Raw genomic sequence first — 26,428 nt, forward strand, 5'->3', positions numbered from 1 at the left:
TCCTTGCTTCGTGATACCGCCTCCAACGCCGCAGCTCAGGGTCTGAACGGAACGCTGTCCCTGCGACTGACGGAACAGTTCGTGCACGACCACGGGCACCAGCCCAGTGCGGCCGAGGTGCGGTCGTGGGAACGCAGCCTGCCCGCCTTGATGAGCGTGCTGCTCGAAGCGGGACTTCACGATGTGACGGTGCTCCTGGAGTACGGGCTGCCCCTGACCAGCAAAAGAGCCGACGCCGTCCTGGCGGGCATGCACCCGAGGACGGGCGAGCCGTCCTACGTCGTCATCGAGCTCAAGCAGTGGAGTCAGGCGGAGCCTGAGGACGAGGAACCCCTCCTGTGCCGCGTCGATGCCTACACGCGCCCCGTTCTCAACCCCATCGAGCAGGTGCGCGGCTACTGCGACTACCTCGTCTCGTTCAACGGAGCGCTCGGTGATCACCCCGAGCGCATAGCGGGAGCCGCGTATCTCCACAACGCCACCGAGTTCGGCATCTCTGGGCTCACGGAGGTCGGTATAAGTGAGCGCGGGAGGCTGTTCAGCGAAGAACGCCGCGGCGAATTCATCACTTTCCTCCAGTCACGGCTGGCACCCTTCAGCGGCGCCGCTGCCGCCGACGAGCTGCTCGCCGGCAAGATCGGCCCTTCCAAGCAACTGATGGCCGTCGCCGCTCAAGAGGTCCGCGAGCGTGAGCAGTTCGTACTCTTGGACGAACAGCGGGTTGCATACGAAACGGTCATGCGCGCGGTTCGCCACGCCGCGCAGGCGGACCGCAAGAACGTCGTGGTGGTCACCGGCGGACCGGGGACGGGCAAGAGCGTCATCGCCCTCTCCCTGCTCGGCGAGTTGTACCGCCAGGGACGGCCGGCCCTGCACGCGACGGGATCCCAGTCGTTCACGAAGACGATGCGCAAGGTCGCCGGCGCGCGGAAACGTGAAGTGCAGGATCTCTTCAAGTACTTCAACAGCTTCATGACTGCTGAGCGCAACGCACTCGACGTCATCGTCTGCGACGAGGCTCATCGCATGCGCAAGACATCGGCGAATCGTTACACCCCTGCGAACCAGCGAAGCGATCGGCCGCAGGTGGACGAACTGATCGACGCCGCCCGCGTTCCGGTGTTCCTCCTCGACGAGCACCAGATCGTTCGGCCGGGCGAGATGGGCAACGTCGACCAGATCCGCGCGGCCGCCTCCGCAAAGGGTCTGTCCTGCACGGTCATTCCTCTGGACAGCCAGTTCCGGTGTGGTGGCAGCGACGCCTACCTCCGCTGGGTACTGCGACTTCTGGGTCTGGCGTCGGGTGGGCCTGTGGTGTGGGATCCGGACGACAAGATGCAGCTCATGGTGGCTGACACTCCCGACGAGATGGAGGCGTTCCTCGAGAGCAAGAGGGACCAGGGGTACGGCGCTCGCATGTCTGCCGGCTACTGCTGGAAATGGACGAAGGAGACGGCTCCAGGCCATCCTCTTCCCGCCGACGTGGTCATTGGCGACTGGGAGCGACCGTGGAACGTCTTCGGCGATCGCGCGGTGGGCGGCGCGCCGCCCTCGGCCCTGTGGGCCACCGATCCCGCCGGCTTCGGACAAGTCGGTTGTGTCTACACCGCCCAGGGCTTCGAGTACGACTGGAGCGGGGTCATCCTCGGTCCCGACCTGGTCTGGCGGGACGGTGGCTGGGTGACGGACCGTACGCAGTCGAAGGACCCGGCCTTCAAGCGATCTACACCTGACGCCGATGTCGATCTCCTCATCCGCAACACCTACAAGGTCCTGCTGACGCGCGGCATGATCGGCACAGTCGTCTACTCCACAGACGAGCAGACCAGGGCGAAGTTGCGCGAGCTCATCTGAGGCCGAGAACTCCGCACGAAGCCCTCCTAGCTCACCACGATCGTGCGCTGGGCCGAGAAGTCGCCCCAGGTGCCGTCGGGGAGGCGGGCGCGGAGTTTGAGGGTGTGGCGGGTGCCGGGGGTGGTGGGGACCGTGAAGGTGTAGGTGGCACGGCCGGGTGGGGGGTCGGCGCCCCAGACGATGGTCGTCGCGAGGGAGTCGTCGAGGAAGAGCTGGTGCTCCTTGACCGGGGCGCCGGTCTTCGGTGGGGTCCAGGTCAGGGTGACCTCGCCCTGGGTGGACGTCACCTTCAGGTCCGTGGGGGCGGTGTTGGGGGCGGCGCCCGGGGCCGGGGTCGTAGTGAGGTCGGCGGGGTCGCTGTCCGGGGAGGAGTTCTCGGCGGCGTCGCGGGCGCGGACGGTGAAGGAGTAGACCGTGCCGGGGCGCAGGCCGGTGATGTGGGCGGTGGTGGCCGTGCCGGGGACGGTGTGGACGCGGGCGTCGGCCTGGTGGATGTCGTACGCGGTGACCCTGGTGTCGTCGCGGGCGGGGGTCCAGGTCAGGGTGGCCGCGTGGCTGCCGTCGGGGGTGGCGCGCAGGTTCTTCGGGGTGGACGGGGGCGTGCGGTCCTCGGCGGTCGCGGCCAGCGTCGTCGCGGGGACGGGGGCGCTGTGCGGGGAGCGGTTTCCGGCGGCGTCGCGGGCGCGGACGGTGAAGGTGTAGGGCGTGGCGGGCGTGAGGTTCACGATGTCGGTCATGAGCGTCGTGGCGGGGAGGTCCTTCACCTTGCGGCCCTGTTGGTAGACCTCGTAGCCGGTGACGGCGCGGTCGTCGGTGGCCGCGCTCCACATGACGTGGACGGTGCGGGCGCTGCCGGAGGCGGCGGTCACGCCCGTGGGGGCGGTCGGGCTTCGGGTGTCCTTGGCGGCGGCCGGGGAGCAGCCCGCGAGCGAGACGGCGACAACGGTCAACACGCTTGCGGCGAGCGGGCGTTGCACAGGAATGCCTCCGTCCGTCGAAATGGTCCAGACCTGTATGGCACGGCGGCCGCACACCCGCAAGGGGGCCGCTGTCAGTGGGGTGCGCTTCACTGGATTCGTCACTCTCCGTGACCGACAACAGGGGGAATCATGACGGACCGTACGACCTATGTGACGCTCGCCGGGCTGCGCGAGCGCGGCTGGAGCGACGCGATGGTGCGCGACCTGCTGGGCGCGCCCGATGTGCAGGGACGCGATCCGCGGCGCTGGTCGCTCGCGCCCGTGCGGCTGTACCGCGTGGCACGGGTGGAGGCGGTGGAGCGGACACCGGAGTTCACGCAGTGCGCGGCCGCCTCGGGGCGGCGCTCCTCCGCCGCGGAGGCGGGCGCGGAGCGCCGGCGTGAGGCGGTCCTGGCCGCGATCCACGCGGAGCCGATCGCGGTGCCCCGGCTCCCGGCGGCCGAACTGGAGCGCCGCGCGGTCCGCCACCGCCATCTGCTCGGGGCCCGCAGCCCCGGCGGGGTCGCGGCCGGGGCGCTGGTGCGATGGCAGGTGAGCTATCTGCGGCACGCCCTGTCGCGGTACGAGACGCTGCTCGACGGGCTGTACGGGTCGACGGGGCGGGCGGAGGCCGAAAGGCTGCTGAGCAGGCGGCTGTACGAGGCGATCGCCGAGGCGTATCCGGCGCTCGCGCGGGAGTGCCGACGGCGGATCGGGGCCGAGAGGTGAGGCCCCGCGATGAGTTTCGGCGGGCCGGCCGGTCTGTTCTGTATGGAGAAGACGACGGAGATCGATCTGGGGCCCGCCGCCCGGCGCATGGCGAGGCTCGCGGCGGACATCGACGACGAGCGGCTCGGGGACCCGACCCCGTGTCCCGACTACGCGGTACGGGAGCTGCTCGCCCATGTCGCCGATCTGAGCGTGGCCTTCCGGGACGCGGCCCGCAAGGACTTCGGCCCGACGACCGCCACGGCGCCGGCATCGGTCCGGCCCGTCCTGGACGACGACTGGCGCACCGCGCTGCCGAAGGCGCTGGAGGAGCTGGCGGCGGCCTGGCGCGAGCCGGGCGCCTGGGAGGGGGACACACAGGCGGGTGGGGTCGAACTGCCGGCTTCCGTCATGGGGCGGGTCGCGCTCGACGAACTGCTGATCCACGGCTGGGACCTGGCCCGGGCGACGGGTCAGGAGTACGAGGTGAGCGAGGAGGAACTGGCGGTGTCCGAGGCCCTGTTGAGCCCTGCGGAGGACGCGGCCCCTGGCGAGGACGGCTTCTTCGGCCCGATCGTCGCCGTCCCGGAGGAGGCGCCCCTCCTCGACCGGGTGATCGGCCTGAGCGGGCGCCGGCCGGACTGGCGCCCGAAGTAGCCCGCGCGACGGTCAGGGGGTGGTGGAGGCGACCCGCGTCACGCCGAGGTCCGCGAGTCTGCGGCAGGCAGCCGGGATCGGTGCGATCACCGGGGTCGAGAAGCGGGCGCGGAGGGACTCGGCCGCCTCGCCCAGAGGGCCGCCGCCGATGACGACCGCCCGCGCTCCGTCCCGTACGACGCAGTCTCTGACGGCCCGGGCCAGGCTCTCGCGCAGCGACTCGGGGTCGCGGGCGAGGAGTTCGGGGTCGTCGTCCGTCAGGCGGAGGCCGGTGTACCGGTCGGCGAGGCCGAGGTGGGCGACCCGGCGCGCGATCGCGCCCGCGAGGAGGGGTGTCGTCGTCGCGATGCCGAAGGGACGGCCTCCCGCGGACGCCTCCAGGAGGGCGGCCTCGCCGATGCCCACGACCGGGACCCTTGCCAGAGCGCGCAGTTCGTCGATCCCCGGGTCGCCGAACGCCGCCACGATCAGGGCCGCGCAGTCGCGTGTCGCCAGCGCCCGGCGGCCGGTCGCGAGCACTTCGGGGGCCGCGGCCGCGAGCGACGCCGGGTCGGTCAGCATGCGGGGGCCGCGTGCCACGGTCAGGCCGTGGACGGGGACCGCCGGGCCGAGCGTCCGCCGCGCGAGCGCGGTCATCATCGCCGTCGTGGTCACGGAGGTGTTGGGGTTGACGAGCACGACCGGACGCGCGACGCCGGCCCCCGCGTCGTACGCGGGGGCCGGCTCGGGGAACGGACGGGGCGCGTTCAGTGGACGTGCGCCGCCTTGGCCGTGCGGGCCTCGGAGATCTCCTCGCCCGGCTCCATCGGCGCGGTGACCGTGTCCTCGTCCCGGCGCCTGCCGAGGTGGTTGAAGACCAGGTTCAGCAGGACCGCCGCGACGCAGCCGGTCGAGATGCCCGAGTCCAGGATGATCTTCGCGGTCTCCGGGAAGGCGTGGTAGAACTCCGGCTCCGTGATCGGGATGATGCCGACGGCGAGCGAGACCGCGACGATCAGCACGTTGTTGTCCTTCTCCAGACCGGCCTTGACGAGGGTCTGGATGCCGCTCGCCGCGACCGAGCCGAAGAGGACCACGCCCGCGCCGCCGAGCACCGGCCGGGGGACGACGGAGATCAGCGAGGCGGCGATCGGCGAGAGGCCCATCAGGACCAGGAAGGCGCCACCGCAGGCGACCACGAACCGGCTGCGGATCTTCGTCATCGCGACGAGCCCGATGTTCTGCGCGAAGGCGCTGCACATGAAGCCGTTGAAGAGCGGGCTGAGGGCCGAGCCGAGCGTGTCGGCGCGCAGTCCGGCCGCGATCGTCTTCTCGTCGGCCGGCCGCTCGACGATCTCGCCGAGCGCCAGCATGTCGGCGGTCGACTCGGTCATCGAGACGAGCATGACCACACACATCGAGATGATCGCGGCGAGCGCGAACTGCGGGGCGCCGAAGTGGAACGGCGTCGGGAAGCCGACGACGGACGCCTCGGTCACCGGGCTGAAGTCCGTGACGCCGAACGGGATCGCGATGAGGGTGCCGAGACCCAGGCCGACGAGGACGGCGATCTGCTTCAGGAAGCCGCGGGTGAAGCGGCGCAGGACGAGCACGACGACGAGCGTGATCGCGGCGAGGGTCAGATAGGTCGTCGAACCGTAGTCCTCCGCCGCCGGATTGGGGCCCTGGGCCCAGCCGAAGGCGACGGGCAGGAGCGAGACACCGATGAGGGTGATCACGGTGCCGGTGACGACCGGCGGGAAGAAGCGGACGAGCTTGGAGAAGTACGGGGCGGCTATGAAGCCGAGCACGCCGGCGACGATGATCGCGCCGAAGATGACCGGGAGGGCGTCGGCCTTGTCGTCGGTGGTGTCGACGATCGCGAGCATGGGCGCGACACCGGCGAAGGTGACGCCGTTGACGAACGGCAGCCGGGCGCCGATCTTCCAGATGCCGAGCGTCTGGAGGAAGGTGGCGAGCCCGGCGGTGAAGAGGCTGGCTCCGGTGAGGAAGGTCAGTTCGGTGCCGGAGAGTCCGACGGCCGCGCCGACGATCAGGGGCGGGGCCACCACCCCCGCGTACATGGCGGCCACGTGCTGCAGGCCGCTGGTGAACATTTTCAGGGGCGGCAGCGTCTCGTCGACCGGATGCTTCCGGTCTTCCGTGTCGGTGGCGCTTTCGTCGTGTGCATCATTGCGAACCCTGGGCGTGGCGGCCACGGCGGTTCCTCCGGTCGGTTACACGTCGGCGATGACGAGGATGTCAAGGAGGTGGTGCAAAGTGGTGCAGATCGAGCGCCTCACGGTGTGCGGCTCATGAGGACATGGGTGGGGGGACGTCACGCGGGCTTGGGGGGTCCGCGACGGGTGTGCCCTGGGAGGGGTGGACACAGTCGACCGTCCGGGGGGCGCCGTACCTCTTTTCGTACGGGCACCCCCCGTCCGGCCGGCCACGGGCCCCGCTCGGGTCCGTGGCGACCGACCGAGGGCCGTCCCCCTCGGTCGGACTCCTTGGGGAGGTCAGCCCTGGGCCGTGATGCGGGCCAGGCGCTGGGCCTCCGCGCGCGCGTCGCGCGCGATCTGCTCCTCGTCCGCGAAGAGCAGGCGGTTGTTCTCGACGATCTGCTTGCCGTTGACGAACGAGGCCGTCACCGGGGCGGCAGCGCCGAAGACGATCGCGGTCACCGGGTCGGCGATCGAGGAGTGCCCGAGGCCGTCGATCTTCCAGAGCACGAAGTCGGCGAGCTTGCCGGCCTCGAGCGAACCGATCGAGTCGGCCCGGCCGAGGACCTGGGCGCCGCCGAACGTACCGAGGCGCAGGGCCTGACGGGCGTTGAGCGCGGCCTCGCGGTGGGCGCCGAGGCGGTTGACCAGGAGCGCGTTGCGCAGCTCGGTGTGGAGCTCGCCCGACTCGTTGGAGGCGGTGCCGTCGACGCCGAGGCCGACCGGGACGCCCGCCTTGAGCATGTCCGGGACCCGGGCGATGCCGGCGGCGAGACGCGCGTTGGAGGAGGGGCAGTGCGCCACGCCCGTACCGGTACGGGCGAAGGCGGCGATGTCGGAGTCGTTCATGTGGACGCAGTGCGCCATCCACACGTCCTCGCCGAGGTAGCCGGTGGACTCGAAGTAGTCGGTCGGGCCCATGCCGAACAGCTCGTGGCAGAACTTCTCCTCCTCCACGGTCTCCGAGCCGTGGGTGTGCATGCGCACACCGAGGCGGCGGCCGAGCGCCGCGCCCTCCCGGAGGAGCTCGGTGGAGATGGAGAAGGGGGAGCAGGGGGCGACGGCGACCTGGGTCATCGCGTCGAAGGAGGCGTCGTGGTGCTTCTTGACGGTCTCCTCGGTCGCGGCGAGCGCGCCCTCGGTGGTCTCGACGGCGAAGTCCGGCGGCAGGAAGCCGTCCTTCTCGCTCATGTCCATCGAGCCGCGGGCGAGGGTGAAGCGGACGCCCATGTCCTTGGCCGCGCCGATGATGGCGCCGGAGAGGTCGCCGGAGCCCTTCGGGTAGACGTAGTGGTGGTCCATCGCGGTGGTCACACCACCGCGGGCCATCATCGCGAGGGAGCCCTGCGCGGCGACGCGGACCATCGACTCGTCGATGCGCGACCAGGTCGGGTAGAGCGCGACCAGCCAGTTGAAGAGGTTGTGGTCGGTGGCCAGACCCCGGGTGATCCACTGGTAGAAGTGGTGGTGGGTGTTGATCAGACCGGGCGTCACCAGATGACCGGTGGCGTCGATCCGGCGGACCACGTTCTCCAGGCCTTCGGGCGCCTTGCCGGCTCCGATGGACTCGATCTTGTTGTCGGCGACGACGAGGTACCCGGAGGCGTACTCGGTGTCGTTGGCGTCTACGGTCGCGATCGCGCAGTTCTCGATGACGATGCGCTGGGCTGCTGCCGAAGGTGCTGCCATGGCGGTGGTTCCTTCATTCCTCTGGGGTGGTGTGGGCACGGCAGGACCCTAGGAGGATTTGAGTGCCGGGACCGTGTGACGGCTCCGGGTGCCGAGGGGGTGGAAGAACAGAGGGAGGGTGACCGCGACGAGCGAGGGCGCCGGTGCCGGCCCTCCGGTGGTGGCGGCCCCCGTCCGACTGCGGGCGGGCGGGGGCGACCACACGGTGTCGCTTAGAGGTTGGTCATGTCGACCGGGATCTGCGCCGTGGCTCCGTCACGCAGCACGGTGGCCTCGATCAGGCCGTACATGCGGTCGGCGGCGTAGTAGACCTCGTTGTCGTTCTTGAGCCCGAAGGGCTCCAGGTCCACCAGGAAGTGGTGCTTGTTCGGGAGCGAGAAGCGGACCTCGTCGATCTCCGAGCGGTGGTTGATGATGCGCGTGGCCATCTGGTACAGCGTCTGCTGCAGCGAGTACGAGTACGTCTCCGCGAAGGCCTGGAGCATGTGCTTCCTGGTCTGCTCGTAGGACTTCTCCCAGTTGGGCATCCGCTGCTCGTCGTCGGTCCAGTTGAACCGCCAGCGGCCGGAGACCTGCGTGGCCAGGATGCGGTCGTACGCCTCCTGGAGCGTCGTGTACTGGTCCTTGATGTAGCCCCAGAACTCCGAGTTGGTGGAGTTCATGACGATGAGGTCCTTGAGGCCGGAGATGACCTCCCACTTCTCACCGTCGTACGTGATCTGGGTGACGCGGGTCTCCTGGCCCTTGCGGGCGAAGGAGTGGTTGACCTCGTCGGCGCCGATGAACTTGGAGTTGGCGTCGGAGGTGGCGATGCGCTCCCAGGCGTACTCCTCGATCCGGATCCGGGCCCGGTGGATCGGCTCCTGGCTGGTCACGAAGTGACGCGCCAGGTGGATGCCGAACTGCTCGGCCGACTCGATCCCGTACTCCTTGGCGAAGGCGAAGACCGTGTTCTTGGTCGTGTCGGTGGGCAGGCAGTGGGCGTTGGAGCCGGTGAGGTGGACGTCGTCGAGGTCGCCGGAGAGGGCGACGGAGACGTTCAGGTCCTTGATGTGGTGGGTGTCGCCGTCCCGCGTGATCTTGACGACGCGGTTCTCTGCTTTGCCGTACTGGTTCTGGCCGAGAATCGTGGGCATGTCTGCTAGCTCCCTCGGTAAACGGAGTAGCCGAACGGGTTGAGCAGCAGCGGTACGTGGTAGTGCTCACCCGGCTCGACGGCGAACGTGATCGCCACCTCCGGGAAGAACGCACCGCTGTCCCTTACGCGGGGGGCGTCCTGCTGCGCCTCGGCTTGCTTCTTGGAGAAGTACGCCTCGGTCTCGAAGTCGAGACGTACGTGGGTGGTGCCCTCCGGCAGGGCCGGCAGGTCCTTGCAGCGCCCGTCCGCGTCGGTGGCGGAGCCACCGAGCGCGACCCACTCCGCGTCGAAGCCGCTGCGGGCCGCGAGCGTGATGGCCACGCCCTCGGCGGGGCGGCCGATGCTGGTGTCCAGGATGTGCGTGGACACCGAGGCCGTGGTGTCGGTGCTCATGCGGCGCTCTCTTCCTCTACGAGACGGGTCAGGCGGATGCGGTTGATCTTGCCCAGTTCGGTGCGGACGGTCTCCCGCTCCTGCTCGGGCGAGTGCTCGATCCGCTCGCGGACCGCGTCGCGCATCTGCTCGCCGGTCTTGCCGGTGGCGCAGATCAGGAAGACATGGCCGAACTTGTCCTGGTAGGCCAGGTTGAGTTCGAGCATCTCGGCCTTGAGCTCCTCGGAGGCACCGGCCATCCCGCTCTGCTCGCGGGAGGAGGTCGGGTCCCCGGCCTTCGGACGACCGATCGGCGGGTGGCCCGCCATCGCCTCGGCCAGATCCTCCGCGGTCAGTTCGGCCATGGCGGCGTCGCTGGCGAGGAAGAGGGCTTCGGTGGTGGCGTACGGGCGCTGGGCGAGAACCTTGCTCCCCCACGCCGAGCTGGAGCACACCTCGTGGAGCGCGGCGACAGCCTCGCTGTCCGCCGAGGTGTTGAACCGGGCGAGGCCCGGTGTCGTACCTGAAGTCACGGGAAGCCTCCGTGGCTGTTTTTCGCTGTGCGTCGGACGGGCTGCGGATAGCTAACGCCCTCCGCAACACCACGTCAACACTTTGTTGAAAACTCGGGCACACAAAAGCCGTCGTCCCGACATCTGGACGACGGCTTCCGGCAACTCATGATCAACTAACCGTTCTTGGCGTTCTTTTCCCTGTTCAGGGCGGTTTCCCTGTTCAGGTAGTTGTAGACGGTGAAACGGCTGACACCCAGTGCACCCGCCACCGTCTCCACCCCATGACGCACGGAGAAGGCACCGCGCGCCTCGAGCATCCGGACGGCCTCCTGCTTGGCCTTGCGGTCCAGCTCGGACAGTGGCATCCCGTGCCGTCGCTCCATGGCGGCCAGAATGTGGTCCAGCGAGTCCGAGAGCTGCGGCAGGCGTACGGCGAGCACGTCCTCGCCCTCCCAGGCGAGCACGACGTCGTCGGCGCCGGCCTGCTCCGGGCCCAGTATTTCCGCGCCCATCGCGTCGACCAGAGGCTTCACCGCGGCGATCAGAGGGTGTTCGGTCACTTCTCGCCCTCCCCCGCGGCACCGATGACGTTCACCTGGAGCGAGACGCGGGTCGCGCCGGCCGCCAGGGACTTGCGCAGCAGCGCGTCGACGGCGGTCAGCACCTCGTCGGCGCCCCCCTCCGCCGTATTGCCGAAGGGTCCGACGTCCACGGCGTCCAGCTCCGCCGACTGGATGACCTCTCGGGCCACGACCGCGTGTTCCGGCGCCTCGTCCAGGTCGAACGGCTCGGTCGTGAACTCCACTCTCAAACGCACCATGGCCCCACGCTACTGGGCCGAAGCGGCGCGGCGGCAGCCCCGGACCTGCGAGGTCCTCTTGACACCTCGCCGTCCCTGCGTGCAGCATTCCGTCAGACAGAAACTTACTTCCGCAATACGGAAGGAGCGCCGCCCCTCATGGGATACACGGACCAGCGCTTCGATGTGAACCTGTCGATCCTCTTCACGGAACTCCCGCTCCTGGAGCGCCCCGCGGCTGCCGCCGCGGCGGGCTTCACCGCGGTCGAGCTGTGGTGGCCCTGGATCGACACCGCCACGCCCGAGCAGAGTGAGCTCGACGCTCTGAAGAGGGCCCTGGAGGACGCCGGCACCCAGCTGGTGGGCCTGAACTTCTACGCCGGACAGCTGCCGGGACCCGACCGCGGGGCGCTCTCCGTGCCCGGCGAGGAGTCGGACCGCTTCCGCGCCAACATCGACGTGGCGGCCGACTTCGCCGCCTCGGTCGGCTGCAAGGCGCTCAACGCGCTCTACGGCAACCGCGTGGACGGCGTCGACCCGCAGATCCAGGACGCCCTCGCCCTGGAGAACCTGGTCCTGGCGGCCCGCGCGGCCGACCGGATCGGCGCGATCCTGCTGATCGAGACCCTGAACAAGCCGGAGTCGCCGCTCTACCCGCTGGTGAGCGCCCCCTCCGCGATCGAGGTCGTCGACAAGGTCAACGCGGCCACCGGGCTCGGCAACGCCAAGTTCCTGCTCGACATCTACCACCTGTCGATGAACGGCGAGAACGTCGGCGAGGTCATCGCCCGGTACGCCGACAAGACCGGTCACGTGCAGATCGCCGACAACCCCGGCCGTGGCGCGCCGGGCACCGGCGACCTGCCGCTCGAGCAGCTGCTCGACGAGCTCAGGAAGGCCGGTTACGACGGCTGGGTCGGCCTGGAGTACAAGGCCGCCGACGCCGCCGCGTCCTTCGAGTGGCTCCCGGCCGAGGCCCGCGCGGCCCGCTGACTTCCTCCCCGTACCACCTGTTTTCGAGAGGCACCCTCACCATGAGCAATCTCGCTGATTCCTCCCAGCCCACCCGCCCGGCGATCGCGTGGATCGGCCTCGGCATCATGGGCTCCCCCATGTCCGAGAACCTGATCAAGGCCGGCTACTCCGTCACCGGCTTCACCCTGGAGCAGGACAAGCTGGACCGCCTCGCGGCGGCCGGCGGCACCGCGGCCGGCTCGATCGCCGAGGCCGTGAAGGACGCCGACGTCGTCATCACGATGGTGCCCGCCTCCCCGCAGGTCGAGGCCATCTCCTACGGCCCCGAGGGCATCCTGGAGAACGCCAAGCAGGGTGCGCTGATCATCGACATGTCGTCGATCACCCCGCAGACCTCCGTCGACCTGGCCAAGAACGCCGCCGAGAAGGGCCTGCGCGTCCTGGACGCCCCGGTCTCCGGCGGCGAGGCCGGCGCGATCGAGGCCGTCCTGTCGATCATGGTGGGTGGCGAGCAGGCCGACTTCGACGCGGCCCTGCCGATCCTCGAGGCCCTCGGCAAGACCATCGTCCTGTGCGGCCCGCACGGCTCCGGCCAGACGGTGAAGGCCGCCAACCAGCTCATCGTCGCCGTCAACATCCAGGCGTGCGCCGAGGCCGTGGTCTTCCTGGAGAAGTCCGGCGTGAACCTCCAGGCCGCCCTGGACGTCCTCAACGGCGGTCTGGCCGGCTCCACGGTCCTGACCCGCAAGAAGGACAACTTCCTGAACCGGGACTTCAAGCCCGGCTTCCGGATCGACCTGCACCACAAGGACATGGGCATCGTCACCGACGCCGCCCGCAACGTCGGCGCGGCCCTCCCGGTCGGTGCCGTCGTCGCCCAGCTCGTCGCCTCCCTGCGTGCGCAGGGCGACGGCGGCCTGGACCACTCGGCCCTGCTGCGCGCCGTCGAGCGCCTCTCCGGCCAGCAGGTCTGACCCTCCGCCCCTGCGAGGGGGCCCCAGATTTCCGGACGGCGGCGGCGCTGACACCTGTCCTGTCGCGCCCAGGCGTCGTCGCCGTCCGGAACACCACACTTCATTTTCAACAAACTGTTGACGCTGGCTTCGTGGCGTACTTACGCTCCAGCCACCCCCCAGCAGTGCAGCTCCCGTACGGAAGGTCACGATGTCGAAGCGCGTGCTTACGACCGAGTCCGGCGCCCCCGTCGCCGACAACCAGAACTCCGCCACCGCCGGCGTCGGTGGCCCCATCCTCCTCCAGGACCAGCACCTGCTGGAGAAGCTCGCGCGCTTCAACCGTGAGCGGATCCCGGAGCGCGTGGTGCACGCCCGTGGCTCCGGTGCGTACGGCTACTTCGAGGTGACGGACGACGTCACCAGCTTCACCAAGGCCGCCTTCCTCTCCGAGGTCGGCAAGCGGACCGAGACGTTCATCCGCTTCTCCACCGTGGCGGACTCGCTCGGTGGCGCGGACGCCGTCCGCGACCCGCGCGGCTTCGCGCTGAAGTTCTACACCGAAGAGGGCAACTACGACCTCGTCGGCAACAACACCCCGGTGTTCTTCATCAAGGACCCGATCAAGTTCCCCGACTTCATCCACTCCCAGAAGCGCGACCCCTTCACGGGCAAGCAGGAGCCGGACAACGTCTGGGACTTCTGGGCGCACGCCCCCGAGGCCACGCACCAGATCACCTGGCTCATGGGCGACCGCGGCATCCCGGCCTCGTACCGTCACATGAACGGCTACGGTTCGCACACCTACCAGTGGACCAACGAGGCGGGCGAGGCCTTCTTCGTCAAGTACCACTTCAAGACGAACCAGGGCATCCGCTCGCTCTCCGCCGAGCAGGCCGCCGAGCTCGTCGGCCAGGACGCGAACTCGCACCAGACCGACCTGCTGCAGGCCATCGAGCGCGGTGTGAACCCCTCGTGGACCCTGTACGTCCAGGTCATGCCGGCCGCCGAGGCCGCGGACTACCGCTTCAACCCGTTCGACCTCACCAAGGTGTGGCCGCACGCGGACTACCCGCTGCAGCGCGTGGGCCGGCTGGTCCTCGACCGCAACCCGGACAACGTCTTCGCCGAGGTCGAGCAGGCCGCGTTCTCGCCGAACAACTTCGTCCCGGGCATCGGTCCTTCGCCGGACAAGATGCTCCAGGGCCGTCTCTTCGCCTACGCGGACGCCCACCGCTACCGCCTCGGTGTCAACCACACCCAGCTGCCGGTGAACGCGCCGAAGGCGACCGTGGCCGAGAACTACGGCCGCGACGGCTTCATGGCCACCCGTCAGGGCTCGCGCCACGACAAGAACTACGAGCCCAACTCGTACGCCGGTCCCTCGCAGACCGACGAGGCGCTCTCCGCCCCGCTGGCGATCCACGGCTGGACCGGCACCCACGCGGCGCCCGAGCACGCCAAGGACGACCACTTCTTCCAGGCCGGTGAGCTCTACCGCCTGATGTCGGAGGACGAGAAGGGCCGTCTGATCGCCAACATCGCCGGTGGCCTGTCCCAGGTCTCCCGCGAGGACGTGATCGAGAAGAACATCGCGCACTTCGCCGCCGCCGACGCGGACTACGGCAAGCGCGTGGCCGAGGCCGTCCGCGCCCTGCGCGAGGACTGACCGAGGCGGTATCCAGACCGCGTACGGCACTTGACGGGAGGTCAGCTGCCGTACGCCGTCCGGACCGACGGCCCGGATGAGGGGTGGCCGGCGGAACGGACAGCGTGAGGACCGCGGCGGCGACGAGCCAGTGCGGTGGTAAGGGCGAAGCGGGACCCTTCTTGACCTGAAGGAAGGAATCCCGGGCAGCCCGTCGTCGCCGCCGCGGTCCCAACGCCCGAACCTCCCCCAAGACCCCGCCCGGCGGCGCGAACGTCCTGTCGCGCCAGCCTCGCACCGTCGGGCGGTCACAGACGAGAGCGCGGAACCAGGTTTACGGTCCCTGGTTCCGCGCTCTTTCCTTGTGCCGCGGCCCACCACGGACAGCGCATCGTTTCTGCGGTGAAGATCCACACCCGCTCGGGCGAGCGCACCGTGATTCGCCCTCCGTGCGCCCCTCCGCCGTCACTATCCACTCGTACATGATCAAGAACCTGGTGCGGGGCCTGACCCCGCTCGCGCTCATCCTGTCCCCGCTCGCCGTCCCCTCCCCCACCGCGTCGGCGGCCGTCGTCCTCTTCCCCGACGCCCTCGCCGACCTCACGGAGGCGTCCGAGGACCCGGACGGCTACAAGGTGTCCGCCTTCCGCCACTGGAACGCCGGGCTCGACCCCGCCGACGGCTGCGACACCCGCGCCGAGGTCCTCCTGGAGGAGGCCGTCGACGCCCCGAAGACCGGCCCCGGCTGCGTCCTGACCGGTGGCCGCTGGACCTCGTACTACGACGGCCAGACCGTCACCGACCCGGCCGCGCTCCGCGTCGACCATGCCGTCTCCCTCGACGAGGCCTGGAGGTCGGGCGCCTCCGGCTGGACCGCCGCCCGACGCGAGAAGTACGCCAACGACCAGGGCGCGGCCGGCACGCTCGTCGCCGTCACCGCCCGCAGCCAGAAGGACAAGGCCGGCCGGGACCCCGCCGACTGGGTGCCGTCGTCCTCCACCCAGTACTGCCGTTACGTCGCCGAGTGGGTGGGCACCAAGCTGCGCTGGGGGCTGAGCGTCGACAAGGACGAGATGGAGGCGCTCAAGCTGTTCGCTGACGGTCCCTGCGAGGAGACGGTCGTCGTCCGTTCGAAGGCCCCTCGGTGAGGACGAGCGTCACGGTGACGGCGAGCGAGGCGACGGCCAGCGCCACCATCGCCGTACGCGGCGAGGTGTGCTGGGCGACGGCGCCGGCCAGGGCCGCGCTCAGGCCCTGGAGGGCGAGCATGCCCGAGGTGTGCAGCCCGAGCGCGTGACCGCTCGTCTCGTCCGGTACGAGGGCGAGGAGCCTCTCCTGGTACAGCAGGCTCGCGCCGTAGCCGACGGCGGAGACCGTGACGGCCGCGAGCGCGAAGGGCAGCCCCGGATCCAGCGCGAAAAGCAGGAACGGGGCTGCCAGCAGCGCCTGCAGCGGCGCTGCGAGCCGGCCGCGGAGCCTGCTCGGGACGAACCGGCCGACCGCGGTGTCCCCCGCCAGCATCCCGAGCGCGCCACAGGCGAAGAGCAGTCCGGCGTGCTCGGGGTCGTACGGCACGAAGAGCGACTCGCAGCCGACGATCAGCCCGTTCGGCACCCACAGCGCGATGTACACGCGGCGGCGGGCACGGGAGGACCACAGGCGGGCGTTCGTGCGCCAGGTCTCGGCGGCCGAGGCCCGGCCGGAGGCGCGCGGCGGTCGCTCCGTGAGCCCGCACCGGGCGAGCGCGGCAGCGGCGACGTACAGGGCGGAGCCGGTCAGGAGCGTGCCACGGGGCGACAGCAGGGCGACCAGCACACCGCCGGCCGCGAACCCGCCGATCTGGCAGACGCCGACCGCCATGTTCATCACCGAGCGGCCCAGCAGATACCCCTCGCGGGGCAGGATCTCGCCGAGCAGGCCGTACCGCACCCCACCACCCACCGAGCCGGCGAGCCCCTGGGCGAGCAGGATCGCGAAGACGGCCCAGACGGGCAGCCCGGGGACGGCCGTCGCCGCGCTTCCCAGCGCGAGGAGCAGCGCGATGCCGGCGAGTGCGGCGCGCGGCGGGAGCCGGTCGGCGGCCGAGAGCAGGGTGGCGGCGCCGACGAGCTGGGCGAGCGCGGGCCCGAAGAGAGCGAGGGAGGACAGGAGCGGGGAGCCGGTCTGCCGGAAGACGAGCGTGGCCAGTCCGAGGCCGGCCACCGTCTGGGCGGCGACCTGGACGGAGCAGGTGAGAAAGAACGGGGTGAACTCGGGCGTGCGGAGAAGGTCCTTGTAGCGGCGCATGAGCGGGAGTCTCCGAGCGCGTGCGGCACGGCCGTTATCGTTTCGCGGGGAGGCGAAACATGGGCTGGTGGCAGATCGACGCGGACGCGCTCGCGGGCAGCCGGTTCCTGCTGTCCCCGCTGGCCGAGGCGGCCGCCGCGCTGCAGACCCTGGACCTGAGGAAGACCGCCCACCCGGGCGAGAGCGCGTGGCTGACGGACCATCTGCCCGCCTACCGGGCACGCCTGGCGGACGAACCGGTCGACGCGCTGCTGGTCAGGGCCGCGCTCGGGACCGCGTGGAACGCCGACTTCGTCACCCCCACCCCTCTCGGCGAGCGCGAGCAGAGCTTCGAGGAGGAGCTGACCCGGATCCGGGAGACCCCGCCCGCGGTGGCGGTGGCGGATCTGTCGGTCTCGCTCGGCGGGCCGGTCCCCGAGCCGTTGCGCTCGGCGACCGATCTGCCGCGCCGGATGGCCGAGTTGCTCACCTGGGTGTGGCGGGAGACGGTCCTGCCGACGTGGCCGCGGCGCCGGCGGATCCTGGAGGCCGATGTGCTGGCGCGTACGGCGCAGTTGACGCAGGGCGGCTGGGCGGCGGCCCTCGACGAGCTGTGCCCGGGGAAGATGCGCTGGCTCGGCGACGGCCGGCTCCAGATCAACACCCGTGACCATCCGCCGAGATCGGTCGCCGGGGCACGGCTGCTCTTCGTGCCGGTGACACCGAGCCGGGGGTGGGTGTCGTGGGAGGGGACGGAGCGCTACGCGATCGTGTACCCGTGCGCGGGAGCCCTTGCCGACATGGAGGGCCCGGTCGTCCCCGAGGCACTGGGAGCGCTGCTGGGAACGGCCCGGGCCGGGGTGCTCGTACGGCTCGAATCCCCGAAGTCCACCAGCCAGTTGGTGGCGTTGACGGGTCAGGGTCTCGGCTCGGTGGGGCGGCATCTGAAGGTGCTGCTCGACGCGCGGCTGGTGCGCAGGCGGCGGGCGGGGAGATCGGTCCTGTACGACTGGACGGAGGCGGGAGCCGTTCTGGTACGGGCACAGATACGGGCACAGAGCGGCCCCCGCTCCGGTGCTCTCGGGGCGGGGGCCGTCACTTCGGGCGGCTGATCAGACCTTCAGGGCCTTGATCGCCGTCGGCGCGTGGCCGGGCTCCGTCGCGAGCTCCTCGAACTCGGTGACGTCGCTCATGTCGACCGTCTTGCTCATCGCGATGTTGGTGATGCGCTCCAGGATGGCCTCGACGACGACCGGGACCTGGAACTCCTGCGCCAGCTTCTTGGCCTCCTCGAAGGCCTCGCCCAGCTTGTCCGGGTCGGTGACGCGGATGGCCTTGACGCCCAGCCCCTCGGCGACCTTGACGTGGTCGACGCCGTAGACGCCGATCTCCGGGGTGTTGATGTTCTCGAACTCGAGGTTGACCTCGAAGTTGATGCCCAGGCCGCCCTGCGCCTGACGGATCAGGCCCAGGTAGGCGTTGTTCACCAGGACGTGGACGTAGGGGACCTTGTGCTGCGCGGCGACCGCCAGCTCCTCGATCATGAACTGGAAGTCGTAGTCGCCGGAGAGCGCGACGATCGGGGTCTCCGGGTCCGCGGTGGCGGCGCCGATGGCGGCCGGGATGGTCCAGCCGAGCGGGCCGGCCTGGCCGCAGTTGATCCAGTTGCGCGCGCGGTAGACGTGCAGGAACTGCGCGGCGGCGATCTGGGAGAGGCCGATGGTGGTGACGTACCGGGTCTCCGGACCGAACGCCTTGTTCATCTCCTCGTAGACGCGCTGCGGCTTCAGGGGGATGTTGTCGAAGTGCGTACGGCGCTGCAGCGTGGCCTTGCGCTCCTGGGCGGAGGCGGCCCAGGCGGTGAAGTCCGGGAGCTCGCCCGCGGCCTTGAGCTCCTTGGCGATCTCGATGAAGAGCTCCAGGGCGGCCTTGGCGTCGGAGGCGATGCCGTAGTCCGGGGCGAAGATCTTGCCGATCTGGGTGGGCTCGATGTCGACGTGGACGAACTTCCGGCCCTTGGTGTAGGCGTCCAGGTTGTACCCGGTGTGACGGTTGGCCCAGCGGTTGCCGATGCCGAGGACGAAGTCCGACTCGAGGAAGGTCGCGTTGCCGTAGCGGTGCGAGGTCTGCACACCGACCATGCCGGCGGCCAGCTCGTGGTCGTCCGGGATGGTGCCCCAGCCCATGAGGGTGGAGATGACCGGGATGTTGGTGAGCTCGGCGAACTCGACCAGGAGGTCGGTGGCGTCGGCGTTGATGATGCCGCCGCCGGCGACGATCAGCGGGCGCTCGGACTCCAGCAGGAAGCGGAGGGCCTTCTCGGCCTGGGCACGGGTGGCCTGCGGCTTGTAGACCGGCAGCGGCTCGTAGGTCTCCGGGTCGAACTCGATCTCGGTCAGCTGGACGTCGATCGGCAGGTCGATGAGGACCGGGCCGGGACGGCCGGAGCGCATCAGGTGGAAGGCCTCCTGGAAGACGCCCGGGACCTGCGCGGCCTCGAGGACCGTGGTGGCCTTCTTGGTGACCGGCTTGGCGATCGCGGCGATGTCGACGGCCTGGAAGTCCTCCTTGTGGAGCTTCGAGACCGGGGCCTGGCCGGTGATGCACAGGATCGGGATCGAGTCCGCGATGGCCGAGTACAGGCCGGTGATCATGTCGGTGCCGGCGGGGCCGGAGGTGCCGATGCAGACACCGATGTTGCCGGCCTTGGCGCGGGTGTAGCCCTCGGCCATGTGGGAGGCGCCCTCGACGTGGCGGGCGAGGGTGTGGCTGATGCCGCCCACGTTCTTGAGCTCGCGGTAGAAGGGGTTGATCGCCGCGCCGGGCACGCCGAACGCGTTGGTGACGCCTTCGCGCTTGAGGATCTCAACGGCCGCTGCGGCGGCGGTCATACGGGGCATGGGAGGGCTCCTGCTTCGGCCAGGCGGAATCAGGCGCGGCACCCTCTCGGGCGGCCTGTTTCCGTATTGCGGAAGTATTGTTCTGCTATACGGAAGCAATGTAGGTCGGGGGGTCGAGGGCCGTCAAGGGAGTGGGCTCGGCCGTTGGCCGAAGTCCCTCCCCTCCCGTGGCGGATTGGTGGACGATGGGGTCGGGAAGACAGGGGGTTCGGCGTGGGGTTCGGTGTGGGTGAGTCGGTACCGGTGCGCTGCCCGGAATGCCTCCGTACGCAGACATACGCGGCGCCGGTCTTCCCGTGCGCCTGTGGCACCCCGGTCGTGCCGCCGGTGATCCCCGGGGCGACGGGCGAGCCGGTCACGCACCGCAACTGGACGGACGAGTGGGTCACGGTCCGCTGTGTCTCCTGCGGCCGCGAGGACGAGTGGCCCCACCCGGAGCTGGGCTGCGCGTGCGGGACGGTCCTGCGCGTACCGGTCCGGAAGGCGGGGCCGGGGCCGTCCGACGGCGGTACGAGCGCGGCACCCGCACCCGCACCCGCGTCGGCACCTGCACCGGCACCGGCACCCGACCTGCCCGGGCCGGGCGCGGGGCCGGGCGCGGGGCCGGGCGCGGGGCCGGGGGCGGGGCCGGGACCTGAGGCCGCCCCGGACGACCAGGGGCGCGGCTCGGGCTCCGCGGCGGCCGCGGCGGACACGGACCGGTGGCCGGGCGGGGGCGGGACCGGCACACAGTCCGGTGACGGCGCGGAGGCGGGCTGGTGGTTCGCCGATGGCGCCGGGGCACCGGACAACGCGCACCAGGTCCCCGGGCCGCCCGCGAGCGCCGGGCGCCGGACCTTCGCCGAGCGCTACCCCACGCACATCCCGCTGCCACCCACCGCGCCGCCCCCGGCACCCCCACGGCCCTCGTTCCGCCCCGTGACCATCCGTACCGCCCGCGACGCGGTCGCCGCGTCCGCCGGGTATCTGCGCTGGCTGGGCTTCCGGAACGTCGTCCAGCCCGAGGAGCGGTCGGCATCCGGCGTCGACCTGCGGGCCCCCGGCCTCGTCGCCCAGGTCGACCCCAGCACGCGCCCCACCCCGCTGCGGGCGGTCGAGTGTCTCTGGCTCAACGGGCTCAGCACCTCGGCGACCAGCGTCTTCTTCTCCCTCGCCGGCTACACCCCGGATGCCCGCTCCCGCGCCGACGAGCTCGGCATCCCCCTCTTCACCCTCGACCTCACCGGCACGCCCCAGCCCGTGAACACCCCGGCGGACGAATTGATCACCACCGGCGCCTAGGGCGTGCGCCCAGGGCGGTTGTCAGTGGCGCCCTCCACCGTCACGAGCATGGGCAGCCACTTCCAGACCGTCGTCGACCTCGACGCCACCGCCGAGGACGCGCCCGCGCTCGCCGCGCGCGCCCTCGACTGGCTCGTCGCGCAGGGCATCGTGCGCGACGAGCGCACCGACTGCGTGCTCGGCGCGCCGCTCGGCCATCCGCCCGGCCCGCGATGGGCGTCGGCCGTCGCCGTCGAGGACTGGGAGCCCGGCGGCGGGCTGAGGATCGAGGTCGGGCGCACGGTGTTCCACGGCGGGCAGGGCGACGCCCAGTACGCGGTGTGCCCGCACTGTGCCACGCGCACCCGGTTCTGCACGGAGGACTGGGAGTACATCGAGGACGGCGCCCGTGAGCCCTTCGACAGGGCGATATCCGCCTGGCACGACACGGGCGCGGCCGCAGTCACCCGCACCCACTGCGGTCGGGACGGCGATCTGACCGCCTGGGCCTGGGCCGACGACTTCTACGCCTTCGGACACCTCGGTTTCGAGTTCTGGGACTGGGACGAGTTCGACCCCCGCTTCCTCGACGCCTTCGGCACAGCGCTCGGCGGCCACCGCGTCGTCCGGGTGTGGGGAAAGCTCTAGGGAACGACCCGCACCTCAAAAGAACCTCAGAATTCAGCCATTCACGCGTGACGATCACGCTCCCCCGGGCACAACACCCTCGGGGGGTGGAGCGTCATGGGGGCGGACACGTGGTGGTTCATCGGAGCGTCCTGCGCGCAACTGCTGTGCGCGGTCGCGCTGTTGCGAACCCGCAGCCCGGAGCGGACCGAACTCGCCCCGCAGGCACTGGCGTTGCTCCGGGGCGGGCGGCGGGCCGTCGTCGTCGTGGCGCTCGTCGCGTTGCACCAGCGCGGCGCGGTGGCCGCCGGGCGCAGGGGAACGATTCGGGCCAACGGCGGGCCGGGCCGGACCCGTGACCCCGTCCAGCTGGGGGTGCACAGCTCGCTGCGCCGGGCCCTGGGTCTGCGGGTGCTGGCCTCCCAGCCGAAGGCGCGGCGGGCCGTCGACGCGCTGCGGACCGAGCTCGGCAGGGCGGGGCTGCTGCGCCCGTACGGGCGTCTGCGGGCCGCGCGGGTGCTGCTCGTCTGCGCGGCGGCGACGGTGGCGACCGGTCTCGTGCTCACCGCCCCCTCCGGCACGGAGCTCGCCCTCGCGCTCGGGGCCGGCGCCGTGCCGGCCGGCGCCGCGCTCGCCCTGCTGTTCCTGCCGCCGACGACCCGCGCCGCGCGCCGGCTGCTGGCCGGGCTGCGCGAGCGGCACCCGCTGCCCGCCCATCGCCGCGAGGTCACGGACGGCAATCTGGTGCTGCTGTACGTCGCTCTCTACGGTGACCCCGCGCTCGCCCTGTTCCTGCCCCGCTTCTCGCGTGACGGCGGGCTGCTGGGCCGGGGCGGCCGTGAGGACGGCTACGCGACCGGCCGAGGCTGGTTCCACGGCGGCGGCCACGGCCTGGCGGACGGCGGCGGAGGCGGGAGCGGCGGCGGCGGAGGCGGGAGCGGCGGTGGGGGCGGTGGGGGCGGTGGGGGCGGCGGCTCGGACTGACCTCGCGCCATACTCGTCGTATGCGCATCCGAGCGGCCGCACCGGCCGAACTCCCGCTGCTCCAGGACATCGAGCGAGCCGCGGGCGAACCTTTCCGTTCCCTGGGCATGGCGGTCATCGCCGACGACGAACCCCTTCCGCTGGACGTCCTGGACGCCTACCGGCGGGCCGGCCGGGCCTGGGTGGCCGCCGACGAGGCCGACCGCCCGGTCGCGTACCTGCTGACCGACACGGTGGACGGGGCCGCCCACATCGAGCAGGTGTCGGTGCACCCGGCCGCCGCCCGCCGGGGCATCGGCCGCTCGCTCATCGAGCACCTGGCCGCGGACGCGGCGAGGCGCGGGCTGACGGCGCTGACCCTGACCACCTTCACCGAGGTTCCGTGGAACGCCCCGTACTACACGCGCCTCGGTTTCCGCGCCCTCGCCGAGTCCGACCCGCACCTGACCTCCGGCCTGCGCGCCATCCAGCAGGACGAGGCCGCCCACGGTCTGGCGACCTGGCCCCGCGTCTGCATGCGCCGCGAGCTGGTCGGCGTCTACCCCGTGGCGTAACGCTCGCGCAGCTCCACCTTCCGTACCTTGCCGCTCACCGTCATCGGGAACTCGCCCACGATCTCGACCCGTCGCGGGATCTTGTAGTGGGCGAGCCGCTCCCGGCAGAAGGCCGTGATCTCGTCCAGGGTCGGCGGGTCCGCGGGGTCGCGCGGGATCACGCAGGCGAGGATCTCCTCCCCGTAGCGGGCATCGGGGACGCCGACGACCTGGACGTCGGCGATCTTCTCGTACCCGTAGAGGAACTCCTCGATCTCGCGCGGATACACGTTCTCGCCGCCCCGGATGATCATGTCCTTGATCCGGCCGACGATCTGGACGTAACCGTCCTCCCGCATGACCGCGAGATCACCGGTGTGCATCCAGCGGCCCGCGTCGACGGCCTCGGCGGTCTTCCCGGGCTCGTTCCAGTACCCGAGCATCACGCTGTAGCCGCGGGTGCACAGCTCTCCGGCCTGACCGCGGGGCTTCGTGGTCCCGTCCACCGGGTCGACGATCTTCACCTCGACGTGCGGCATGACCCGGCCCACCGTGCCCGTACGGCGTTCGAGGTCGTCGTCCCGCCGGGTCTGCGTGGAGACGGGCGAGGTCTCCGTCATGCCGTAACAGATCGACACCTCCGCCATGTTCATCTCGGCGACCACCCGCTTCATCACCTCCACCGGGCAGGGCGAGCCCGCCATGATGCCGGTGCGAAGCGTGGAGAGGTCGTACGAGGCGAAGTCGGGGAGGTTCAACTCCGCGATGAACATGGTCGGTACGCCGTACAGGGAGGTGCACCGCTCCTGCTCGACGGCGCGGAGCGTGGCCGCCGGGTCGAAGGAGGGGGCCGGGACGACCATGCAGGCGCCGTGCGAGGTCGCGGCGAGATTGCCCATGACCATGCCGAAGCAGTGGTAGAAGGGCACCGGGACGCAGATGCGGTCCTGCTCGGTGTAGGCGATCATCTCGCCCACGAAATAACCGTTGTTGAGGATGTTGTGGTGGGAGAGCGTGGCTCCTTTGGGGAAGCCCGTGGTGCCCGAGGTGTACTGGATGTTGATGGGGTCGTCACAGGACAGCTCCGCCGGGCGCCGGTCCCCCGCCGTACGGGAGATCAGCTCGTCCCAGCTCGGATCCCCGATGTAGACGGCTTCCCGCAACTCCGGGCAGTTTCCGCGGACGTGCTCGACCATCGCCCGGTAGTCGCTCGTCTTGTGCGCGAGGGAGGCGAAGAGCAGGGAGACGCCGGCCTGCTGGAGCACGTACTCCAACTCGTGGGCGCGGTAGGCCGGGTTGATGTTGACCATGATGGCGCCGATGCGGGCGGTCGCGTACTGGACGAGCACCCACTCGGCGCAGTTCACCGCCCAGATCCCCACCCGGTCACCCTTGGCGACCCCGCTGCCGAGCAGTGCGCCGGCCAACTTCTCGACGTCGGCGCCGAATTCGGCGTACGTCCAGCGGCGGCCGGTCGGGACGTCGACGAGCGCCTCGCGCTCGGGCCATGCCGCGACGGCGCGGTCGAGGTTGGCGCCGATGGTGTCGCCGAGCAGTTCGACGGGGCTTGCCCCGTGCGCGTACGAGAGTGTCGCGTCCGAGACGGTCGTGTCCGAGCGGGTCATGTCCGAGAGGGTCGTGTCCGAGCGGGTCATGTCCGAGCGGGTCATGTCCGAGCGGGTCATGAGAGGTCGCCCTCCGCGTACTCCGTGCCCTCGCCGTTCGCCGTGCGCTCGCGCAGTTCGATCCGGCGGATCTTCCCCGAGACCGTCTTCGGCAGCTCGGCGAACTCGATGCGCCGCAGCCGCTTGTACGGGGCGAGCACCGCGCGCGAGTGGGCGAAGAGCGCCCTCGCCGTGTCGGCGTTCGGCTCCCAGCCGTCCGCGAGGACGACGTACGCCTTCGGGACGGCGAGCCGCAGCGGGTCAGGGGCCGGGACGACGGCCGCCTCGGCCACCGCCTCGTGTTCGAGCAGCGCGCTCTCCAGCTCGAAGGGGGACACCTTGTAGTCGGAGCTCTTGAACACGTCGTCGCTCCGCCCGATGTAGGTGATGTACCCCTCGGCGTCGCGGGAGCCGATGTCGCCGGTGCGGTAGTAGCCGCCGGCCATCGCCTCGGCCGTGCGCTCCGGGTCGCCGTGGTAGCCGGTCATCAGGCCCACCGGGTCGGTGGACAGGTCGAGACAGATCTCGCCCTCCTCGACGTCCGGGCGCCCGCTGACCGGGTCGACGAGCGTGACCCGGAAGCCGGGGCTCGGCCGGCCCATGGAGCCCTCCTTGAGGCGCTGGCCGGGGCTGTTGGAGACCTGGACGGCGGTCTCGGTCTGGCCGAAGCCGTCCCGCATGGTGACGCCCCAGGCCCGGCGCACGGACTCGATGACCTCGGGGTTGAGCGGCTCGCCGGCCGCGACGACCTCGCGCGGCGGGTTCTTCAGCTGGGTGAGGTCGGCCTGGATCAGCATCCGCCACACGGTGGGCGGCGCGCAGAAGCTGGTGACGCCGTTCCGCTCCATCTCGGCCATGAGGCGGGCCGGGTCGAAGCGGGTGTAGTTGTGGATGAAGACGGTCGCCTCGGCGTTCCACGGGGCGAAGAGGTTGGACCAGGCGTGCTTGGCCCAGCCCGGCGAGGAGATGTTCAGATGCACGTCTCCGGGCTTGAGGCCGATCCAGTACATGGTCGCGAGATGGCCGACCGGGTACGAGGTGTGGGTGTGCTCGACGAGCTTGGGGCGGGCGGTCGTGCCGGAGGTGAAGTACAGCATCAGCGGGTCCTCGGCGAGCGTGACGCCGTCCGGCTCGAAGGTCTCGGACTCGCCGTACGCCTTCTCGTAGGCGAGCCAGCCGACGCCGGCTCCGCCGACGGCGATCCGGGTGTACTCCCCCGGTACGTCGTCGAACTTGGCGGTGTCCTCGGCGCGCACGATCACATGCCGGGCGCGGCCGCGCTCGACGCGGTCGCGCAGGTCGGCGGGGCCGAGGAGCGGGGTGGCCGGGATGACGACGGCGCGCAGCTTCATGGCGGCGAGCGCGGTCTCCCACAGCTCGCTCTGGTTGCCGAGCATGACGATGATCCGGTCCCCGGCGCGCACGCCCTGGGCGCGCAGCCAGTTGGCGGCCCGGTTGGAGCGGGCGGACATCTCGGCGAAGCTCAGCCTCGTCTCGCTGCCGTCCTCCTCGACGATGTGGAGGGCGGTCCTGTCGTTGCCGGCCGCGATGACGTCGAACCATTCGAGCGCCCAGTTGAACCGGTCGGGGCGGGGCCAGGCGAAGCCCTCGTACGCCGTCTCGTAGTCCTCGCGGTGCTGGAGCAGGAAGTCGCGGGCGGCCCGGAACCTCTCCGTCGCCGTGGTTGCCGTCATGTGTCCTCCTCGTTGCGGGACCGGTCCCCGCCA

Annotated in this window: 25 protein-coding genes; 12 read left to right on the plus strand and 13 right to left on the minus strand. The window is 70.8% G+C overall.

The features are described 5' to 3' along the window. The first annotated feature begins 3 nt into the window (after positions 1-3). Positions 4-1,854 carry a DUF2075 domain-containing protein gene (locus FDM97_RS23510; RefSeq protein WP_137992481.1) on the plus strand — a complete coding sequence of 617 codons (1,851 nt, stop codon included), beginning with the start codon at positions 4-6 and terminating at the stop codon, positions 1,852-1,854. A gap of 26 nt (positions 1,855-1,880) precedes the next feature. On the opposite strand, the gene FDM97_RS23515 is transcribed toward FDM97_RS23510, so the two are convergent. After that, positions 1,881-2,831: a fibronectin type III domain-containing protein gene (locus FDM97_RS23515; RefSeq protein ID WP_137992482.1), complete on the minus strand. Its 951-nt coding sequence runs from the start codon at positions 2,829-2,831 to the stop codon at positions 1,881-1,883. A gap of 132 nt (positions 2,832-2,963) precedes the next feature. Between FDM97_RS23515 and FDM97_RS23520 the strand changes: the two genes are divergently transcribed. After that, positions 2,964-3,542: a hypothetical protein gene (locus FDM97_RS23520; protein WP_137992483.1), complete on the plus strand. Its 579-nt coding sequence runs from the start codon at positions 2,964-2,966 to the stop codon at positions 3,540-3,542. 9 nt (positions 3,543-3,551) lie between these two features. After that, complete coding sequence (locus FDM97_RS23525; RefSeq protein ID WP_254705732.1) at positions 3,552-4,178, plus strand: TIGR03086 family metal-binding protein; 627 nt, start codon at positions 3,552-3,554, stop codon at positions 4,176-4,178. 12 nt (positions 4,179-4,190) lie between these two features. Here FDM97_RS23525 and FDM97_RS23530 read toward each other — a convergent pair whose 3' ends face one another. The 8 genes from FDM97_RS23530 to FDM97_RS23565 form a co-directional block, all read right to left on the minus strand. Continuing rightward, positions 4,191-4,856, minus strand: a complete 666-nt coding sequence (locus FDM97_RS23530; RefSeq protein WP_254705733.1) for an aspartate/glutamate racemase family protein — start codon at positions 4,854-4,856, stop codon at positions 4,191-4,193. Positions 4,857-4,924: 68 nt separating this feature from the next. Continuing rightward, the gene (locus FDM97_RS23535; RefSeq protein WP_137992484.1) at positions 4,925-6,376 is read right to left on the minus strand and encodes a nucleobase:cation symporter-2 family protein; all 1,452 of its coding nucleotides are present in this window, start codon (positions 6,374-6,376) and stop codon (positions 4,925-4,927) included. Between the two features lie 300 nt (positions 6,377-6,676). Continuing rightward, positions 6,677-8,068, minus strand: coding sequence for an 8-oxoguanine deaminase (locus FDM97_RS23540; RefSeq protein ID WP_137992485.1), 1,392 nt, complete (start codon positions 8,066-8,068; stop codon positions 6,677-6,679). A 212-nt stretch (positions 8,069-8,280) separates the two neighbouring features. Continuing rightward, positions 8,281-9,204: a factor-independent urate hydroxylase gene (gene pucL, locus FDM97_RS23545; RefSeq protein WP_137992486.1), complete on the minus strand. Its 924-nt coding sequence runs from the start codon at positions 9,202-9,204 to the stop codon at positions 8,281-8,283. Between the two features lie 5 nt (positions 9,205-9,209). Then, positions 9,210-9,599: a hydroxyisourate hydrolase gene (gene uraH / locus FDM97_RS23550; protein ID WP_137992487.1), complete on the minus strand. Its 390-nt coding sequence runs from the start codon at positions 9,597-9,599 to the stop codon at positions 9,210-9,212. Then, positions 9,596-10,111, minus strand: coding sequence for a 2-oxo-4-hydroxy-4-carboxy-5-ureidoimidazoline decarboxylase (uraD, locus tag FDM97_RS23555; RefSeq protein ID WP_137992488.1), 516 nt, complete (start codon positions 10,109-10,111; stop codon positions 9,596-9,598). Before uraD ends, uraH begins: the two co-directional genes overlap by 4 nt. A gap of 155 nt (positions 10,112-10,266) precedes the next feature. Then, positions 10,267-10,605: a helix-turn-helix domain-containing protein gene (locus tag FDM97_RS23560; RefSeq protein ID WP_137994985.1), complete on the minus strand. Its 339-nt coding sequence runs from the start codon at positions 10,603-10,605 to the stop codon at positions 10,267-10,269. Positions 10,606-10,649: 44 nt separating this feature from the next. After that, positions 10,650-10,910 (minus strand): YkoF family thiamine-binding protein, encoded by a 261-nt coding sequence (locus FDM97_RS23565; RefSeq protein ID WP_175439424.1) that lies wholly within the window; start codon positions 10,908-10,910, stop codon positions 10,650-10,652. Between the two features lie 141 nt (positions 10,911-11,051). Here FDM97_RS23565 and FDM97_RS23570 point away from each other — a divergent pair, with 141 nt between their 5' ends. The 4 genes from FDM97_RS23570 to FDM97_RS23585 all read left to right on the plus strand — a co-directional run bounded on the left by FDM97_RS23570 (position 11,052) and on the right by FDM97_RS23585 (position 15,616). Then, the gene (locus tag FDM97_RS23570) at positions 11,052-11,885 is read left to right on the plus strand and encodes a TIM barrel protein (RefSeq protein ID WP_137992489.1); all 834 of its coding nucleotides are present in this window, start codon (positions 11,052-11,054) and stop codon (positions 11,883-11,885) included. A gap of 41 nt (positions 11,886-11,926) precedes the next feature. Beyond that, positions 11,927-12,841 (plus strand): 2-hydroxy-3-oxopropionate reductase, encoded by a 915-nt coding sequence (locus FDM97_RS23575; RefSeq protein WP_137992490.1) that lies wholly within the window; start codon positions 11,927-11,929, stop codon positions 12,839-12,841. A 190-nt stretch (positions 12,842-13,031) separates the two neighbouring features. Next, entirely contained in the window at positions 13,032-14,489 is a 1,458-nt protein-coding gene (locus FDM97_RS23580) for a catalase (RefSeq protein WP_137992491.1), read from the plus strand. Between the two features lie 461 nt (positions 14,490-14,950). Beyond that, a complete protein-coding gene (locus tag FDM97_RS23585; RefSeq protein WP_137992492.1) occupies positions 14,951-15,616 on the plus strand; it encodes an HNH endonuclease family protein in 666 nt (221 codons plus the stop codon). On the opposite strand, the gene FDM97_RS23590 is transcribed toward FDM97_RS23585, so the two are convergent. Further along, positions 15,552-16,754, minus strand: a complete 1,203-nt coding sequence (locus FDM97_RS23590) for an MFS transporter (protein WP_137992493.1) — start codon at positions 16,752-16,754, stop codon at positions 15,552-15,554. The genes FDM97_RS23585 and FDM97_RS23590 overlap by 65 nt on opposite strands. Positions 16,755-16,813: 59 nt before the next feature. Between FDM97_RS23590 and FDM97_RS23595 the strand changes: the two genes are divergently transcribed. Further along, positions 16,814-17,845, plus strand: a complete 1,032-nt coding sequence (locus tag FDM97_RS23595) for an ArsR family transcriptional regulator (protein WP_137992494.1) — start codon at positions 16,814-16,816, stop codon at positions 17,843-17,845. On the opposite strand, the gene gcl is transcribed toward FDM97_RS23595, so the two are convergent. After that, positions 17,846-19,633, minus strand: a complete 1,788-nt coding sequence (gene gcl / locus FDM97_RS23600) for a glyoxylate carboligase (protein WP_137992495.1) — start codon at positions 19,631-19,633, stop codon at positions 17,846-17,848. Between the two features lie 225 nt (positions 19,634-19,858). Here gcl and FDM97_RS23605 point away from each other — a divergent pair, with 225 nt between their 5' ends. From FDM97_RS23605 to FDM97_RS23620, 4 genes are all read left to right on the plus strand, one after another. Continuing rightward, entirely contained in the window at positions 19,859-20,914 is a 1,056-nt protein-coding gene (locus tag FDM97_RS23605; protein ID WP_432816238.1) for a hypothetical protein, read from the plus strand. Between the two features lie 48 nt (positions 20,915-20,962). Then, positions 20,963-21,541, plus strand: coding sequence for a hypothetical protein (locus FDM97_RS23610; RefSeq protein ID WP_137992496.1), 579 nt, complete (start codon positions 20,963-20,965; stop codon positions 21,539-21,541). 96 nt (positions 21,542-21,637) lie between these two features. Then, positions 21,638-22,504, plus strand: coding sequence for a TIGR04222 domain-containing membrane protein (locus tag FDM97_RS23615; RefSeq protein WP_137992497.1), 867 nt, complete (start codon positions 21,638-21,640; stop codon positions 22,502-22,504). Between the two features lie 20 nt (positions 22,505-22,524). After that, positions 22,525-23,058, plus strand: coding sequence for a GNAT family N-acetyltransferase (locus FDM97_RS23620; RefSeq protein ID WP_137992498.1), 534 nt, complete (start codon positions 22,525-22,527; stop codon positions 23,056-23,058). Here the strand turns inward: FDM97_RS23620 and FDM97_RS23625 are convergent. Both FDM97_RS23625 and FDM97_RS23630 read right to left on the minus strand, forming a co-directional pair. Beyond that, a complete protein-coding gene (locus FDM97_RS23625) occupies positions 23,043-24,662 on the minus strand; it encodes an AMP-binding protein (protein ID WP_137994988.1) in 1,620 nt (539 codons plus the stop codon). The genes FDM97_RS23620 and FDM97_RS23625 overlap by 16 nt on opposite strands. A gap of 56 nt (positions 24,663-24,718) precedes the next feature. Continuing rightward, positions 24,719-26,395 (minus strand): AMP-binding protein, encoded by a 1,677-nt coding sequence (locus FDM97_RS23630; RefSeq protein ID WP_137992499.1) that lies wholly within the window; start codon positions 26,393-26,395, stop codon positions 24,719-24,721. Between the last annotated feature and the right edge of the window lie 33 nt (positions 26,396-26,428).

The sequence above is a fragment of the Streptomyces vilmorinianum genome, assembly GCF_005517195.1.
In the GTDB taxonomy this organism is placed as follows: Bacteria; Actinomycetota; Actinomycetes; order Streptomycetales; family Streptomycetaceae; genus Streptomyces; species Streptomyces vilmorinianum.

Bases quoted from the DNA above. Each gene is read 5' to 3' on its own strand.
- pucL (WP_137992486.1), bottom strand. From the start codon at position 9,204: ATGCCCACGATTCTCGGCCAGAACCAGTACGGCAAAGCAGAGAACCGC.
- FDM97_RS23575 (WP_137992490.1), top strand. From the start codon at position 11,927: ATGAGCAATCTCGCTGATTCCTCCCAGCCCACCCGCCCGGCGATCGCG.
- FDM97_RS23520 (WP_137992483.1), top strand. From the start codon at position 2,964: ATGACGGACCGTACGACCTATGTGACGCTCGCCGGGCTGCGCGAGCGC.
- FDM97_RS23610 (WP_137992496.1), top strand. From the start codon at position 20,963: ATGGGCAGCCACTTCCAGACCGTCGTCGACCTCGACGCCACCGCCGAG.
- FDM97_RS23585 (WP_137992492.1), top strand. From the start codon at position 14,951: ATGATCAAGAACCTGGTGCGGGGCCTGACCCCGCTCGCGCTCATCCTG.
- FDM97_RS23525 (WP_254705732.1), top strand. From the start codon at position 3,552: ATGAGTTTCGGCGGGCCGGCCGGTCTGTTCTGTATGGAGAAGACGACG.
- FDM97_RS23570 (WP_137992489.1), top strand. From the start codon at position 11,052: ATGGGATACACGGACCAGCGCTTCGATGTGAACCTGTCGATCCTCTTC.
- FDM97_RS23580 (WP_137992491.1), top strand. From the start codon at position 13,032: ATGTCGAAGCGCGTGCTTACGACCGAGTCCGGCGCCCCCGTCGCCGAC.
- FDM97_RS23620 (WP_137992498.1), top strand. From the start codon at position 22,525: ATGCGCATCCGAGCGGCCGCACCGGCCGAACTCCCGCTGCTCCAGGAC.
- FDM97_RS23595 (WP_137992494.1), top strand. From the start codon at position 16,814: ATGGGCTGGTGGCAGATCGACGCGGACGCGCTCGCGGGCAGCCGGTTC.
- FDM97_RS23560 (WP_137994985.1), bottom strand. From the start codon at position 10,605: ATGGGCGCGGAAATACTGGGCCCGGAGCAGGCCGGCGCCGACGACGTC.
- gcl (WP_137992495.1), bottom strand. From the start codon at position 19,633: ATGCCCCGTATGACCGCCGCCGCAGCGGCCGTTGAGATCCTCAAGCGC.
- FDM97_RS23590 (WP_137992493.1), bottom strand. From the start codon at position 16,754: ATGCGCCGCTACAAGGACCTTCTCCGCACGCCCGAGTTCACCCCGTTC.
- uraH (WP_137992487.1), bottom strand. From the start codon at position 9,599: ATGAGCACCGACACCACGGCCTCGGTGTCCACGCACATCCTGGACACC.
- FDM97_RS23625 (WP_137994988.1), bottom strand. From the start codon at position 24,662: ATGACCCGCTCGGACACGACCGTCTCGGACGCGACACTCTCGTACGCG.
- FDM97_RS23630 (WP_137992499.1), bottom strand. From the start codon at position 26,395: ATGACGGCAACCACGGCGACGGAGAGGTTCCGGGCCGCCCGCGACTTC.
- FDM97_RS23540 (WP_137992485.1), bottom strand. From the start codon at position 8,068: ATGGCAGCACCTTCGGCAGCAGCCCAGCGCATCGTCATCGAGAACTGC.
- FDM97_RS23615 (WP_137992497.1), top strand. From the start codon at position 21,638: ATGGGGGCGGACACGTGGTGGTTCATCGGAGCGTCCTGCGCGCAACTG.